General features: G+C 65.1%; 14 protein-coding genes. 7 read left to right on the forward strand and 7 right to left on the reverse strand.

Features of this window, described 5'->3' with window-relative positions; all coding sequences use genetic code 11:
* Window positions 1-732: Wzz/FepE/Etk N-terminal domain-containing protein (locus JHD07_RS05905; RefSeq protein ID WP_291619984.1), on the reverse strand; the 732-nt coding region annotated here is incomplete at its 3' end.
* A 201-nt stretch (window positions 733-933) separates the two neighbouring features.
* Here JHD07_RS05905 and JHD07_RS05910 point away from each other — a divergent pair.
* The 3 genes from JHD07_RS05910 (at window position 934) to JHD07_RS05920 (ending at window position 5155) form a co-directional block, all read left to right on the forward strand.
* Complete coding sequence (locus tag JHD07_RS05910) at window positions 934-2067, forward strand: glycosyltransferase family 4 protein (RefSeq protein WP_291619986.1); 1134 nt, start codon at window positions 934-936, stop codon at window positions 2065-2067.
* A gap of 117 nt (window positions 2068-2184) precedes the next feature.
* Window positions 2185-3735: an undecaprenyl-phosphate glucose phosphotransferase gene (locus JHD07_RS05915; protein ID WP_291619988.1), complete on the forward strand. Its 1551-nt coding sequence runs from the start codon at window positions 2185-2187 to the stop codon at window positions 3733-3735.
* A 172-nt stretch (window positions 3736-3907) separates the two neighbouring features.
* Window positions 3908-5155, forward strand: a complete 1248-nt coding sequence (locus JHD07_RS05920) for an O-antigen ligase family protein (protein ID WP_291619991.1) — start codon at window positions 3908-3910, stop codon at window positions 5153-5155.
* Window positions 5156-5158: 3 nt separating this feature from the next.
* On the opposite strand, the gene JHD07_RS05925 is transcribed toward JHD07_RS05920, so the two are convergent.
* Genes JHD07_RS05925 through JHD07_RS05935 form a run of 3 tightly spaced genes read right to left on the reverse strand, consistent with a single transcriptional unit; the run spans window position 5159 to window position 7953 of the window.
* The gene (locus JHD07_RS05925; RefSeq protein WP_291619993.1) at window positions 5159-6337 is read right to left on the reverse strand and encodes a saccharopine dehydrogenase NADP-binding domain-containing protein; all 1179 of its coding nucleotides are present in this window, start codon (window positions 6335-6337) and stop codon (window positions 5159-5161) included.
* A gap of 9 nt (window positions 6338-6346) precedes the next feature.
* Entirely contained in the window at window positions 6347-7129 is a 783-nt protein-coding gene (locus JHD07_RS05930) for a DUF169 domain-containing protein (protein WP_291619995.1), read from the reverse strand.
* 56 nt (window positions 7130-7185) lie between these two features.
* Window positions 7186-7953 (reverse strand): YdcF family protein, encoded by a 768-nt coding sequence (locus JHD07_RS05935; RefSeq protein WP_291620038.1) that lies wholly within the window; start codon window positions 7951-7953, stop codon window positions 7186-7188.
* 168 nt (window positions 7954-8121) lie between these two features.
* Here JHD07_RS05935 and JHD07_RS05940 point away from each other — a divergent pair, with 168 nt between their 5' ends.
* From JHD07_RS05940 to JHD07_RS05950, 3 genes are all read left to right on the forward strand, one after another.
* Window positions 8122-9063, forward strand: coding sequence for an acetamidase/formamidase family protein (locus JHD07_RS05940; RefSeq protein WP_291619997.1), 942 nt, complete (start codon window positions 8122-8124; stop codon window positions 9061-9063).
* A gap of 200 nt (window positions 9064-9263) precedes the next feature.
* Window positions 9264-9461 (forward strand): hypothetical protein, encoded by a 198-nt coding sequence (locus JHD07_RS05945; RefSeq protein ID WP_024341172.1) that lies wholly within the window; start codon window positions 9264-9266, stop codon window positions 9459-9461.
* Between the two features lie 75 nt (window positions 9462-9536).
* A complete protein-coding gene (locus JHD07_RS05950) occupies window positions 9537-10016 on the forward strand; it encodes a GcrA family cell cycle regulator (RefSeq protein WP_291620004.1) in 480 nt (159 codons plus the stop codon).
* Between the two features lie 260 nt (window positions 10017-10276).
* On the opposite strand, the gene JHD07_RS05955 is transcribed toward JHD07_RS05950, so the two are convergent.
* A complete protein-coding gene (locus JHD07_RS05955) occupies window positions 10277-11788 on the reverse strand; it encodes a porin (protein WP_291620006.1) in 1512 nt (503 codons plus the stop codon).
* 406 nt (window positions 11789-12194) lie between these two features.
* Here JHD07_RS05955 and JHD07_RS05960 point away from each other — a divergent pair, with 406 nt between their 5' ends.
* Window positions 12195-12701 carry a MarR family transcriptional regulator gene (locus tag JHD07_RS05960; RefSeq protein ID WP_291620008.1) on the forward strand — a complete coding sequence of 169 codons (507 nt, stop codon included), beginning with the start codon at window positions 12195-12197 and terminating at the stop codon, window positions 12699-12701.
* Window positions 12702-12722: 21 nt separating this feature from the next.
* Here JHD07_RS05960 and JHD07_RS05965 read toward each other — a convergent pair whose 3' ends face one another.
* Entirely contained in the window at window positions 12723-13835 is a 1113-nt protein-coding gene (locus JHD07_RS05965) for a dienelactone hydrolase (RefSeq protein WP_291620010.1), read from the reverse strand.
* Between the two features lie 251 nt (window positions 13836-14086).
* On the reverse strand, window positions 14087-14894 hold an 808-nt coding region (locus JHD07_RS05970), incomplete at its 5' end, for an SDR family NAD(P)-dependent oxidoreductase (protein ID WP_291620012.1).

Genomic DNA, 14894 nt, shown 5'->3' on the forward strand with positions numbered 1-14894 from the left:
CTGCTGCAGGACAAGATAGCCGTCGGCGATCGAATTGGCGACGCGCGCGGCAAGCTCGGGATCGGCGGACTGAAACTCGACCACGATGACGCGCGACTTGTCGACCGCGTAGGCCTGAAGACGTTCGTAATAGGCATCGAGCACGCGCTCTTCCGGCGTCATCGCGAACGGATCGCGGACGATACCGATCAGCGCGGCAAGCGATTTCAGCGGCGAGACGCCCTGCAGGACCGGGTCGAATTCGGGTCGCTCGGCTAGCTTGTTCTTCTTGATGATCTCGCGCGCGAGATCGCGCGACAGCACCAACTGCACCTGGCTGGTGACCGCCTCGGCATCGAGCGCCTGCCGCTCCTCGACGCGGTCGCTGTTCGGGCGCAGAAACACGTTCTCACGGCCGTCGACCAGGATGCGCGCTTCGGACTTGTAGCGGGGCGTGATGAAATTGACGATGGCGAGGGAAGCGACGAGCGCCAGCACCGTCGGCACGATGATCCAGCGGCGCTTGCGCGCCAAGGCCGCACCGAGCGCATGCAGATCGATGTCTCCGGACTCGATTTGCGCGGGCTTGTCGGCAACGCGCGCCGGCTTTGCTTCGACCTTTGCGTCGACCTCGGCCTCGGCCTTTGCTTCGAACTCTGTTTGGACCTTGGGCGCGGCTTTGGCTTTCGGCTTCGCGACGACCCGCGCGATCAACGCCTTGTCCTTGCCGGCACGCCAGAACGCTAAACGCATCGAACACTCCCGCAGGGCAACGCTGCGACTCTACCTCACCGCGGCGATTACACTCCATTAAGGTTGCTGCTGTGTTAATCCGGGCATCCGGCGGCGAGCAGTGCATGCAGGCTCGTCACCATTTGTTAACTACGAGGCCCCTTAATCCGTCTCGATTATTTCGCAAGGATTGTTCGGCAGTCGCCGTCGAGTGGTTTGATCATGCCCCCCTCTCCCGACCGGCCGCTTCGCATCCTGCACGCCGTGCGCGCTCCGGTCGGCGGAATCTTCCGCCATATCCTCGACGTCGCCAACGGCCAGGTCGACCGCGGCCATCACGTCGGCATCCTCGCCGACAGCCTCACCGGCGGCGAGCGCGCCGACAAGGCGCTGGCCGAACTCGCACCGCGACTGAAGCTCGGCGTTCACCGCATGGCCATCCGCCGCGAACCATCACCCGACGACGTCCTGGTCTGGCTTCGCATGCGGCGGCTGATTGCCGCGCTCGAGCCCGATGTGCTGCACGGCCACGGCGCCAAGGCCGGCGCCTTCATCCGCATGCGTCGGCGCTCCGATGACACCATCCGCATCTACACCCCGCATGGCGGCTCGCTGCATTATCCGCTCAACACCTTCAAGGGCGAGTTCTACGCGCGGCTCGAGCGCGCGCTGATGGGTTCGACGGATTTGTTCCTGTTCGAGAGCGCCTTCGCCCGCGACACCTATCAGCGCATCGTCGGGACGCCCAAAGGCGTGGTGCGTTGCGTCTTCAACGGCGTCACGCCCGAGGAGTTCGAGCCTGTCGTCACCGCCGACGATGCCACCGACCTCTGCTATGTCGGCGAGTTCAGGCACATCAAGGGAGCCGACCTCCTGGTCGATGCCGTGGCGCGCCTGCACGAGGGAGGCAAGAAGGTCACGCTGACCCTCGGCGGCGACGGCGAGGAGACGGCCGCCTTGAAGGCCCAGGTCGAAAGGCTCGGCCTCACCGCTGCGATCCGCTTCATCGGCCACGTCAAGGCGCGCTACGGCTTCTCCAAGGGCCGGCTCCTGGTCGTCCCCTCGCGCGGCGATTCGATGCCCTATGTCGTGATCGAAGCGGGTGCCGCCGGCATTCCCATGATCGCATCCCGCATCGGCGGCATCCCGGAGATCTTCGGCGCCGAAAGCCCGGCCCTGTTCGCGGCGAGCAATTCCGAAGCCATGGCGGAGGCGATCGCCGCGGCACTCGACGATCCGCAGAAGACCGCGCAGCGTGCGGTGTCCTTGCGCGATCGCATCTCGGCGCACTTCTCGCAGGCCGCGATGGTCGAGGGCGTGCTCGCCGGCTATCGCGACGCATTCACCAACCATTAACCATTCTTAAGCGCGCTTTAGAAAATCTTCCGATTTGTCCGATAATCCAGACGCCGGGGGATGCTTGCCCGGGCGCGCAAGGCCGTGCGGCGGATTTTGGAATGGACGTGGAAGCCCGTGGAACCGCTCAACGCACGCTTGATGCTCGACGCCGCGGCCAGCGCCGCGGCAAAGCCTGATGGCCAGCCCTTTGTCGAGCGCCGGCGTCGGCTGTCGCCTGCGGCGCTCGAGGTCGTCAACCAGAAGGTCGCACGCGCCTATTCACCGATCGTGATCGCGGGCTTCGTTCGCCTCGCCGACTTCGCGCTGCTCAGCCTCGTCGGCATTGCGCTCTATCTCGGTTACGTCATGCCGCTCGCCGGCGCCTTCAGCTGGGTCTATCCTGCGGCGGTCGTCGCCATCGCCGTGGCCGCCGTGGTCTGCTTCCAGGCCGCGGATATCTACCAGGTGCAGCTGTTCCGTGGGCAGCTACGGCAGATGACACGGATGATCTCGTCCTGGTCGTTCGTTTTCCTGCTGTTCATCGGCATCTCGTTCTTCGCCAAGTTCGGCAGCGAGGTATCGCGGCTATGGGCTGCCGCTTTCTATGTCCTCGGGCTCGCGGCACTGATGGTCGAGCGCCTGGTGCTGCGCTCGATGGTGCGCGGCTGGGCGCGCGAGGGCCGGCTCGACCGCCGCACCATCATCGTCGGCTCCGACAGCAACGGCGAGCAGTTGGTCGAGGCGCTGAAGGCGCAGGAGGATTCCGACATTGACGTGCTCGGCGTGTTCGACGACCGTAACGACAGCCGCGCGCTCGACACCTGCGCCGGCGCGCGCAAGCTCGGCAAGGTCGACGACATCGTCGAGTTCGCCCGCCGCACCCGCGTCGATCTCGTGCTGTTCGCGCTGCCGATCTCGGCCGAGACGCGCATCCTGGAAATGCTGAAGAAGCTCTGGGTGCTGCCGGTCGACATTCGTCTGTCCGCACACACCAACAAGCTGCGCTTCCGTCCCCGCTCCTATTCCTATCTCGGCAAGGTGCCGACGCTCGACGTGTTCGAGGCCCCGATCACCGACTGGGACCTCGTGATGAAATGGCTGTTCGACCGCGTCGTCGGCAGCCTCGCGCTGCTCGCCGCGCTGCCGGTGATGGGCCTCGTCGCGCTCGCAGTGAAGCTAGACAGTCCCGGCCCGGTGTTGTTCCGCCAGAAGCGCTTCGGCTTCAACAACGAGCGCATCGACGTCTACAAGTTCCGCTCGATGTATCACCATGAGACGGATCCGACCGCCGCCAAGGTCGTGACCAAGAACGATCCGCGCGTCACCCGCGTCGGCCGCTTCATCCGCAAGACCAGCCTGGACGAACTGCCGCAGCTCTTCAACGTGGTGTTTTCAGGCAATCTCTCGCTGGTTGGCCCCCGCCCGCATGCCGTGCAGGGCAAGCTCCAGAGCCGCCTGTTCGACGAAGCCGTCGACGGCTATTTCGCCCGTCACCGCGTCAAGCCAGGCATCACCGGTTGGGCGCAGATCAACGGCTGGCGAGGCGAGATCGACAACGAAGAGAAGATCCAGAAACGCGTCGAGTTCGATCTCTATTACATCGAGAACTGGTCGGTGCTGTTCGACCTCGTCATTCTCCTGAAGACGCCGATCTCGCTGCTGACCAAGAACGAGAACGCGTATTGAGACTGAATGCGCCAGGAACGCGCTGTCATCACCCGGCTTGGCCGGGTGATCCAGTAAACGCCGGCGGCGAACGTCGCCACTGACAGCGCGGCGTACTGGATGCCCCGCCTTCGCGGGGCATGACGGCAGAAGTGTTGTGTGATGACGAGTAGCGTAAGCGTATGGGCGCGTGATGGCGTATGCGGCAACAGCCGGTGGAGTGAACGTAACGGCGCCCGCTGCGCCCGGCGTGCTGGCGCTGCAGCGCGCGCTGGTGTGGCTGGTCGGCGCCTCCGGCGCGATCGTCTTCATCGAGCCCAGCCCCTACGAGATCGCGACGCTGCTCGCGACGGTCACCTTCTTTGCCACCGGCCTGCGCCTGAAGCTCGTGCTGATGCCGCTGGTGCTGATACTGGTCCTTCTCAATGTCGGCTACACGATCAGCGCGATCCCGCTGTTCGATCAGTCGGCGGTGGCGACCTGGATCGCGACCTCCTGGTACATGGCTGTAACCGTCGTGTTTTTCGCGATGGTCGTTTCGGAGGACACCGCGGCGCGGCTCGATATGCTGCGCCGCGGTCTCGTGGCCGGCGCGATGGTCGCTTCGCTGCTGGCGATCGCCGGATACTTCCACCTGGTGCCCGGCGGCACCGATCTCCTAACGCTCTACGGCCGCGCGCGCGGCACATTCAAGGACCCGAACGTGCTCGGCGCCTTCCTGATCCTGCCGGCACTGTTTGCGCTCCAGAGCGTGGTCTCGGACAAGCTGGCCAGGGCGCTCCGCAACGTCATCGCCTTCGGCATCATGTCGCTGGCGATCCTGCTCGCCTTCTCCCGCGCCGCCTGGGGCGGCCTGGTGCTGACCTCCGCCTTCATGCTGGCGCTGATGGTGCTGACCAGCCGCACCAACGCGCAGCGCTCGCGCATCATCGTCATGGCGATCGTCGCCGCGGTGCTGGGCCTCGCGCTCATTGCGGTACTGCTGTCGTTCGATGCCACCGCCGAAATGTTCAAGCAGCGCGCGAGCTTCGACCAGAGCTACGACGAAGGCCGCTTCGGCCGGTTCGGCCGGCACATCCTCGGTGCGGAGATGGCGCTCGATCTGCCGTTCGGCATCGGTCCACTACAATTCAACCGCTATTTCCCCGAGGACACCCACAACTCCTACCTCAACGCCTTCATGTCCGGCGGCTGGCTTTCGGGCGTTTGCTATCCCGCGCTGGTCTTCACAACGGTGATCATGGGCTTCCGCCACGTCTTCGTGCGCGTGCCCTGGCAGCCTGCCTATATCGCGATCTTCTCCGCGTTCCTCGGCACGGTCGGTGAAAGCCTCGTGATCGACACCGACCACTGGCGCCACTTCTGGATGATGCTGGGCGCGATGTGGGGCATGATCGCGGCCGCGCAGGCCTACAAGATCAAGGTCGACGAGGACGCCTAGGCTCTATTTCTCCACTCGGAACGTCAGCCCCGCATTGTCCTGCAGCCGCTTGATGAGCTTGTGCTGCATCGCGGCTCCCGGCGTCCAGAAGCCGGCGGGAACATCAGCCGCGTCGCGCAGCAGGCAGATCGCGCATTCCGAGATCATCTTGGAGGTCGAGCCGTAGCCTGGGTCGCGGTCGCCGGTGACGCCGGCGCGGACCATGCGGCCATCCGGCGCGATGGCGACATAGAGCAGATCGAACAGGCCGTTCTCGCGCTCCTCCTTCGAGGGGCCCTCGCCCGGCTTCGGTGCGTTCGGGCCAGTCTTCTCGGCGTTGGCAGCCATCACGCGCTTGGCGTTGGCCTCGCCCTTCTCGCCGGGACCGGTCAGCACCATCTCGTCGTAGACGAACTCGCGGCCGTAGGGAAAACCCATCAGCATATTGGAGCGGTGGACGTTGCGGGTGTTGATCAGCGCCATCATGAACGGCGCCGCCCAGGATTGCAGGTCCTCCTCGTAGGCTGCCCTGTTCCCCTTCGGCTGCTTCGGGCCGGTGAAGCCCGGCGTCAACGCGAAATGATCGTTGAGGATGGCGACCAGGCTGAGGTCCTTGGCGACCGCATCGAAGGTCGCCTTCGCACTCGCCGCGGTCCCGCCCGACAGCGTGCCGCGCATGTCGCGCACACGGCCCTTCACGCGCGCGGCCGGTGCGCCGAACACGCGCCTCGCCTCTTCCTGCACGAAGAACGTGCCGAGTTCGAACGGCACGGAATCATAGCCGCAGGAGAACACGATGCGCGCGCCGCTCGCCTTGGCCGCCGCCTCGTACTTGTCGATCATCTGCCGCATCCAGACCGGCTCGCCACAGAGATCGAAATAATCCACGCCCGCGGCGACGCAGGCAGCGAGCAGATCCTCGCCGTAGAACTGGTACGGCCCGACCGTCGTGATCACCGACCTCGTCTGCGCCACCATCGCCTTCAGCGAGGCCGCGTCGGAGGCATCCGCCACGATCAGCGGCGTATCGGCGGGCGCGCCAATCGCATCGCGCACCGATTTCAGCTTGTCGAGGCTGCGGCCCGCCATCGCCCAGGTCAACGCCTTGTCGTCCCTGTAATGCGCCGCCAGGTATTCGGCGACGAGCTGGCCGGTGAAACCGGTCGCACCGTAGACGACGATGTCGAATTTCGCAGCGCTCATGCTCGTCCCTTACTTCTTCGCGTAGCTCACGCCCATGCCGGCACGGACGTCGCTTTGAATGCCATAGGGCGGGATCGGATAGCGCAGGCCGTTCTTCGCCAGCGCCTTTATGCCCTCGATTGCCTTGGCGAGATGCGCGGGCTTCAGCGCCATCAGCATCTCCTCGTCCGGCACGCCGCCATAGCGCCGTTCGGCATAGCATGGCAAGGACAGGCTGGGCTCCCCCGTCTTGAGCGCCCGCCCCCAGGAATCTGCGCAAGCGGTCTCGCCGACCACGCCCCATTCGAACTTCTTGTAGCCGGTATATTGCAGCCCGTTGATCAGGATGATCATCTGCCCCGGCGTTGCATAGACGAGGCAGATGTCGGGCGGATCGAGCCGGCCGCTCGCGAGCGGACTGACGGCGAGCGCCTGGTAATGGCCGAACGGCACCACGTCCAGCGCCTCCTGCCGCCTGCGTGCGTCCTCCGCCGTGCCGTGCCACACGCCGACATAGTTTGCGCCGGCGAGCCATGTCTCGTCCTGCGGTGCAAGGCCGATCACCGCGCGGCACTGCGCGCCGACGAGGTCGTCGGCGGTGATGCCGACGGTCCAGCCGAGACGCGCCGCCATGCTGACGATCTGGTCGGTGGTGTGGACCGCGTTCGGCCGCCGGATTTTCGGGATCGCCTCCATCTCCGCGACGCTCGCGAACAGCTTCATGCCGATCACCGTGGTCTTCAGCCGCAAGAGGCTGTTCAGATCGGCGACGAGGCCGGCGAGATCGATCCTGTCTGCGCTCTGCTGTTGCATGGCTTCCTCCGGCCGCGGCATGGCACGCCGCATGTTCGTGTTGTGCGATCCTCGTTCTAGTCCCTCGCGGGTCCAGGAAGCAACTCGCGGGTCCGGCCCATCAGACGGTAGGACACGAGGCCGATCCACTCGCGCACCGCGACTTCGGTTCGGCGCAAGCCGTCCGCAGCCATGTTGGTGAAGGAGAAAAGATCGTCGCGGCCGCCCCTCCGCCAGTCCACGGGATACGCCTCGACGTCAAACCCGGCCGCGCGGAAGATTCCCATCGAGCGCGGCATGTGGAAGGCCGACGTCACCAGCAGCCAGCGCTCCCCCGGCTTCGGCTTCACCAGCACCTTCGTGAAGATTGCATTCTCCCAGGTGTTGCGGGAGTCGCGCTCGAGGATCAGGCGCTCCTTCGCGATGCCGAGAGTTTCCAGGATCGGCGCGGAATAGTCTGCCTCCCTCGCCTCGCTCGAAACCAGGTTCGCCGAGCCTCCGGTGAAGACGATGCGCGCGTTCGGATAGCGGCGCGCGAGCTCGGCCGGCGCAAACAGACGATCGGCGGCGTGCGCGACGACCGGCGTGCGGTGCGCCCCCGACAGATTGGTGTCGACGGAGCCGCCCAGCACGATGATGCCGTCGGGCGCGCCGCGCGACGCATCCCACACGGGAAAGCGCGACTCCAGCGGATAGAGCAGGAAATTGCCCAGCGGCGAGAATGCCGCGAGCCCCAGCAGCACCAGCGTGATCACGGCAAGCCTGCGGCCGAACGCGGCAAAGCGCGTCATCATCAGCACGACGGACAGGATTCCGAGCTCGACCAGCAGATTGATCGGCAGCAGCGCGACGCCGAGGGTCTTGGACAGAACGAAAAACAGGGGAGCCTCGCTGGAATCTACCGGCCTGCCGGTGCGGGGCTTGACCGGCCCCGCCATCTCTAGAAATCTTCTTGGAAGAGGATCGATCGCCGGGTCAAGCCCGCGGCCGATGAAACCGAACGGACGCGGCACATGACCCATCATCACCTGCATTCCAGCCCCGAAACCTGCCATTGGGGCTTCTTCGAAGCCGCGCTTCGACCCGTCCTCACCGTCAAGAGCGGCGACCAGGTGACGGTCGACACGATCAGCGGCGGCCCGGACCTGCTGCCCGACCCTGACAAATTTCATATTCCGCCCGAGATGCACGAGGTTCATGCCAGGAACGAGCGCATGCTGCCCGGCCACATCCTCACCGGCCCGATCGCGGTCGAGGGCGCAGAGCCAGGCGACGTGCTCGCGGTCGAGATCCTCGACGTCGAGCTCCGGCAGGATTGGGGCTGGAACATGATCAGGCCTCTGTCGGGCACCCTGCCCGACGATTTCCACGAGACGCGCATCCTGAACATTCCGCTCGACCGGTCGCGGATGGTCGCGCGCCTGCCGTGGGGCCTCGACCTGCCGCTCAAGCCGTTCTTCGGCGTGATGGGCGTGTCGCCACCGCCGGCCTGGGGCCGCATCTCATCGCTGATCCCGCGTACGATGGGCGGCAATCTCGACAACAAGGAGCTGGGTGCGGGTGCGACGCTCTACCTGCCGGTGTTCGTGCCGGGCGCAATGTTCTCCTGCGGCGACGGCCACGGCGTTCAGGGTGACGGCGAGGTTTGCGTCACCGCGATCGAGACCGCGCTCCGGGGCCGCTTCCGCCTGACGCTGCGCAAGGACCTCAGGCTCGACTACCCCCGCGCCGAAACGGCGACGCACTACATGACCATGGCGATGGATCCCGATCTCGACCAGTGCGTGGTGCGCGCGCTACGCGACATGATCGCTCTGCTTGGCGAGACGCGAAATCTGTCGCGCGAGGACGCCTACACGCTGTGCAGCCTGGCCGCCGATCTCCGGGTGACCCAGACCGTCAACGGCGCCAAGGGCATCCATTGCATGATCGAGAAGACGATCGTGCACGGCTGAGCCGCCGCGCCCGTTCCCGGACCTATCGACAACGGACCGCCGCGTGTCATTCCCGCGGCGCGCCGCAGCGCGTCAAAATTCTCGAGCAATTCCAGTCGGATGAGCTGCCGCCTTCGGGCTGATTTGACTTCCACCCCCGAACCTAAATAGAGTCTTAATCGTTACTTTTATGTACCCGAGTAAGAGGCTAGCGTTCGGCCATGGCCACCGAAAAAGCCGAGACTGACCGCATTCCCGTTACCTTGGCGCTCTCGACCATCGCCTATCTGGAGAAGCTGGTGAGACAGGGCACCCACGGCACCAGCGTTCCCGGCGTCGCACGGACATTGATCGAGGAAGGCATCCGTCTCGCCATCAAGGACGGGCTTCTGTCGATCCGCGACAATGGCAGGACGTGAGCGCGCGCCGGGACGTGAGGCGGACGGATCTCGAGACAGCGGATGGCCGACATCTGCAACCTGGGACCGCCGACAATGCCTGTTCTCTCACCCACCTGGACCGACGAACGAATCGAACTCCTGAAGCAGCACTTCGATGCCGGCCTTTCCTGTCGCGAGATCGCCGCCGACATCGGCGTCAGCCGCAACGCCGTGATCGGCAAGCTGTCGCGGCTCAATCTGACGCGCGGCCGGACCATCGACGACCGCAAGGTCCAGGACAAAGGACTGTCGCCGTCGCGGGGGCGCAAGGCCGTACCGCGGCTGCAATACGAGATGCTCGCCACGATCTATGGCGAGACGGCCGGGCCCGCGGTCAGCGGTCCGATCGACGAGACCAATCGCTGCTCGCTGCTGGAATTGTCCGAGAACCGCTGCCGGTGGCCGATCTCGACGCCGGGCGCGGACGATTTCTGTTTCTGCGGCAACACCGCACCCGACGGCCAGCCCTATTGCGCCGGCCACAGCCGCCTCGCCTACCGGCCGAACGCGCGCGCTCGCGTGATACGCAGTTGATGCTGCGCCATCCGAAAAAAACCTCCGGCGGGGCATCGCCGGAGGTTTCTGGAGGCTTAGCGTGAAGCTAAGAGCCGCAACTTTCGTATGTGGCCGAGAGCTATATAGCTTAGTAACTCATGTAAGTAAATTAATCCGTGCCGATTGAATCGCATGGCTCGTCTTCGTGCGCCGCACGGGCGACGTAGGGTAGCCAAGGTCCGCGAAAAAGCCCCGGCGGTGTCCCGCCGGGGCCATGTCCGATCGAAAACCTGCACGGCTTACCAGTTGCGCTGAGCGCGTAGCAGCAGGCTGTAGGTGTCCTGGTCCTTCAGCTCGTAGGTCGCCGCCGGCTTGGCGACGCTCGTCAGCGCACCGGTCGCGATCACGCCCGAATATTTCTGGTCGAGGTGGCTGTAGGTGAAGTCGGCCGAGAAGGTCAGTCCCTTCAGCGGCGTCCAGCGGGTGATGACGCCGACCTGACCGATGTTGAAGTCCGGATTGCAGGTGCCGGTCAGGGTGGCGAACGCAGCACTGCCGCAGATCAAGCCCTTCGCCGTGCCGCTGTAGTTGACCGCAGCCCAGGCGCCGTAGAGCGCCGTGTTCCAGTACGGGCTCCAATTGTGGGTGTAGGCACCGCGGAAGCCGTAGGTCTTCGTCAGCTCGAGGCCGCCGCCGGGGCCGAACACCGCATCGGAGACGCCGGCGAAGCCGATGCTCTGATAGGCGGCGTTCGAGCTGCCGAACATCGAGTAGCTGGTCGCCGCCAGGGACTGGAAATTGTAGCGGCTCGCGCCGTCGGTGTAGACGCCCGAGATGTTGATCACGTCGCCGGCGCCGGTCGGAATGTTCTTGATCGACAGAGCAAGCTGGACGGCCCAGCCCCACTTGTCTTCGGGATGACCGGTGACTTCAGTGGCGCCGTAATAGCCGACGTGATTGTCATGCGCGGCAACCGACGCCTGGAACATGCCCCAGGCCTGGTCGACGCGGACGGTGCCGACGATGTCGGGCGACCGGCTGCCGCCGATATCATTCGAGCCGTAGGCGCCGCCGAGGACACCGGTGGTGCTCATGCCGGCCGTGTTCCAGATGTTGGTCTGGAACACCTGGGTCTGGTCCTGCGCCGAGATCGTCGCCGTCACGCCCTGGCCGAAATCGGCGGTGTAGGAGAACTGGGCGACGCCGTTGGTCGAGCCGCTGCCGCCGACCAACTGGTCGAAATTGTTGCCGGGATAGTTGACCCAGGGCGCGTCGAACTGCGACACCGCCTTACCCATGGTGAAGCCGGCGAACTGGATGAAGGCATAATAGACGCCGAGCGCACCGCCAGAGATGCCGCCGTCCGACGGGTTGCTGGCCGTCGTGGCACTGTAGGCGGTCGCACCCGTGGCAGAACCGGTGCCGGCGTAGCTGCCGGTCGTCCAGGTGAAGACCGCATCGAAATAGGTTCGCACCACGCCGTACTCGGTCGCGGTGCGCGTATCGATGTTGAGATCCTGACGAGCACGCATCGAGTAGTAGTTACCCAGGCGGTTGTTGGCCGCGGACACGCCGTTGTACTGGCCGTTGTAGTTTCCGCCGGCGTTCAGCGCCACTTCGGCACGGAGGTAACCGCCCAGCTTGATGCAGGTGTCGCTGCCGGGGATATAGTAGAAGCCGGCGCCGTACAGCGTGCAGATCTTGACGTACTCGACCGCCTTGGCCTTGACCGGAAGATCGGCCGCCTTCGCTCCGCCGACGGCGATCAGACCCGCCGCAGTGCCGAGCAAAAGGCCCTTCACCACTCTCATTTGAAACCTCCAACTTGCTCATTTCGCGGAAGACCGGACCGTGAGGCCCCCAAGGTCCCGCATCTCAAATCCGCTCGGCCGCTTTGCGCTTTCGGCCTCACCGGCTTTCGGGGCGAGGGACGTGAGCGAACCACCTGCAGCGGGACGATCGAGATATCCCGCCGTCAAGCGGCAATATGCCTGCGCTGTTACCTAATTAACATAGATGATTAGATCAGCTTCTTGATTTCACTAAACCTGTACCACGGGCGCAACACCACGCAGGCCCGGCCGAACAGGTGAGTTGATCATCTTTGTAGTTTTAGTGACGGAATTATCCTGCTCTGCACTTGCGTCAGAGCAGGCTTGCGTGGACTATGGCCTTCCACGAACACCGAGCTGAGCGATCGGTTCACGGAGTGACGCTGTGTCCGCGACGAGGAAAGAAGGAGCGCGCCTGCGCCCCATCGGCAATCTCGATATCATCAGGCGCTTCACCTGGGAGATATCGTCGATCAACATGTATCTCGAGGAGCTGCGTCAGCTCTGGGCGCGAACCCTCGGCATCAGCGGGCCGCAATGGCTGATCCTGATGGCCATCTCCGACCTCGACAAGGACGACGGCATCCCGGTCAACGTCGTGTCCAAGCTCCTCCATGTCGACCCGTCTTTCGTTACCACCCAGTCCAAGCTGTTGGAGAAGAAGGGCCTGCTGCGCCGTCGGCCCTCGCCGACCGACGCGCGCGTGGTCCGGCTGTCGCTGACCGAAAAGACGCAGAAGCATCTGGCGAGCCTGCACGATCAGTACAAGACCATCAGGGAATTCGTCTTCCAGGAGTTCGACGAGGCCGAGCTCACCGAGTTCACCACCAAGCTGGCGACGCTGAAGACCCGCCTGGAAAAGGCCTGCGTCCGCCTGAGCCTGGATCTCTGACGCGGGCGCCTTTGATGGGGCCTAGACGCGCCCGGCGGTGCCGAGCTGCGATTCCAGCCAGTCGAAGATGTATTCGTTGGCAAGGCTCGGATTGTCGGCATGCGCCTGAGCCGCGCCCGTCTCCGCCGCGGTAAACACCTTCAGCTTGACGTCCGAACTGCCGAGCTGGGAGTTGCGCACCAACTGGCGGGCCCGGTCGGCCTTGAGCCAGCCGTCCTCGCCCAGCGTGATCAGCACGGGACAGTTGGCGCCGGACGCCATCAGGGGCGAATGTGGCACCGGGACAATGCTGAGGTCGCTCATCGCAAATCGGCTGGCAAAGAATGCCCGCTCGTGCAGATCCCACAGCCCGCCGTCGCAGACGGCCGCGGCCAGCCGCGGCTCCTGGATCACCGCGCGCGCGACGAAGGACGAGCCCCAGCCGTCGGCGATGATGCCGACGCGGGCAAAATCGACGTCCGCGCGCGTCTCCAGATAATCCATGACGGCGGGGATCGCGCTCTCGAGGTCGCCTCGCCGCAACAACGCATCGAGATAGTCGTCGCGCTCGTCGCCGAACAGGTCGAGCGCCAGCATCGAGAAGCCGCGCTCGCGCGCATGCGGCACGAGCTTGAACAGGAACTCTTCCTTGCGATGGCCGGGTTCGCCGATGCAGATCACGGTCGGAGCCCGCCCGCTGGCCGAGGGCGCAGGAAGAAAATAGCCCCGCAGCGGATGCTCGTCGACCCAGGGCACCGTCACCATCTCTCCAGCCGGGCTGCGCGCAGCGAGGTAGCGGCGAGCGCATTCCTGCATCGCCAGCACCGCGACCCAGCGGCGCTCGTCGGCGGGATCGAGCGGCATCGCGGCGGCACCGTAGTAATTCATGGCGCGCAACCAGTTGCGCTGCGCGCTCGCCAGATGGCCCTCGGCGAAGGCAGCTTCGGCGCGCTGCCGGTTGGTATGCGCCAGCTTCTTCCACGCGCGATGCCACGACTGGTCATCGCCGCGCTTCAGCTGCCGCGCGATCATCAGGCATTCGGCGATCGTGGCGCCGCCCTCCTGGGCCGCCGCGAGCAGCCGCGTGAACTCAGCGGAGATGTCCTCTCGCTCCGGGCAAAGGGTCCAGTCGTCGGAGAGGCATGCTGGCATCATCGGGAGCTACGCTCATATCGTCGCGTTACCTCGGTTGATTAGACCATTTCAGTTCGCCGACCAAGCTGCCGCGCACGCGATGACGGGTGTTTGAGATCACCATCGCTTGAACATCGTCATGTCGCATGCGTGACATTCCAGCGGCCGCTCGCGTGAGCACGAGCGTTGGCAAGAGCTGGCACGCAGAATTGCTGACGCACCTCTTGCGATGATAAGCATCATTCCTATATGCGCGCGCCCCCGTGGCGGCCTCAACCGAGCCGCCAGCCGACCTCCTGCGTAAAACTTTCGTAGAAGGCGCGGTCATAGGCCTGCTCCGGCGTGGCGCGCACGCGCTCGTCGAGGCGCCTTGCGTCCTCGCCGACCAGAATGCGCCAGCGCTCCGCCTTGACCCCATCGAGGATGATCTTCGCCGCCTCGGCGGCCGTCGTCGGCGCATCCTCCAGGAAGCTGCGGGCGCGCTCGGCGAATACCGCCTGGATGTCGTCGTCCGACATCTTGTCCGCATCCGGCACGCCGGCCGCCACCATGCGCTTGCGGGTCAGCGCCACCTCGTCGGCATTGAGCCGCTCCGAGCCGTCGGCGCTCTGCACCTTGCGCGAATTGGAGACGATCGAGGTGCCGATGTGTCCAGGCATCACCACCGAGCATTTGACGTGCGGCGCATGCAGGCGGAGGTCGTTGATCAGCGCTTCGGTGAATCCCTTCACCGCGAACTTGGCCGCGCTGTAGGCGGTGTGCGCCTGGTTCATGCCGATCGAGGCCCAGAAGCCGTTGACGCTGGCGGTGTTGACGATGTGGGCCTCGTCGGCTGCGACCAGCATCGGCAGGAAGGTGCGCACGCCGAGATAGACGCCGCCCCAGCAGATGTTGAAGGTGCGCTCCCATTGCTCGCGGCTGTTGGTGAACAGGCTGCCGCCGCCGCCGATGCCGGCATTGTTGAACAACAGATGGATCCTGTCGGTCAGCTGCTGCTCGGCGAGGTCGTCGCGAAACCGCTTCAGATGATCCTCGATCGCGACGTCGGCGACATGCGTCGTGACGCGCAGCCCCTGCGGC

This window comes from Bradyrhizobium sp. (assembly GCF_016462955.1).
Taxonomy (GTDB): domain Bacteria; phylum Pseudomonadota; class Alphaproteobacteria; order Rhizobiales; family Xanthobacteraceae; genus Bradyrhizobium.

Excerpts from the sequence above, each read along its gene's own strand:
- JHD07_RS05910 (WP_291619986.1), top strand. The coding sequence starts at position 934 with ATGCCCCCCTCTCCCGACCGGCCGCTTCGCATCCTGCACGCCGTGCGC.
- JHD07_RS05920 (WP_291619991.1), top strand. The coding sequence starts at position 3,908 with ATGGCGTATGCGGCAACAGCCGGTGGAGTGAACGTAACGGCGCCCGCT.
- JHD07_RS05925 (WP_291619993.1), bottom strand. The coding sequence starts at position 6,337 with ATGAGCGCTGCGAAATTCGACATCGTCGTCTACGGTGCGACCGGTTTC.
- JHD07_RS05930 (WP_291619995.1), bottom strand. The coding sequence starts at position 7,129 with ATGCAACAGCAGAGCGCAGACAGGATCGATCTCGCCGGCCTCGTCGCC.
- JHD07_RS05940 (WP_291619997.1), top strand. The coding sequence starts at position 8,122 with ATGACCCATCATCACCTGCATTCCAGCCCCGAAACCTGCCATTGGGGC.
- JHD07_RS05945 (WP_024341172.1), top strand. The coding sequence starts at position 9,264 with ATGGCCACCGAAAAAGCCGAGACTGACCGCATTCCCGTTACCTTGGCG.
- JHD07_RS05950 (WP_291620004.1), top strand. The coding sequence starts at position 9,537 with ATGCCTGTTCTCTCACCCACCTGGACCGACGAACGAATCGAACTCCTG.
- JHD07_RS05955 (WP_291620006.1), bottom strand. The coding sequence starts at position 11,788 with ATGAGAGTGGTGAAGGGCCTTTTGCTCGGCACTGCGGCGGGTCTGATC.
- JHD07_RS05965 (WP_291620010.1), bottom strand. The coding sequence starts at position 13,835 with ATGATGCCAGCATGCCTCTCCGACGACTGGACCCTTTGCCCGGAGCGA.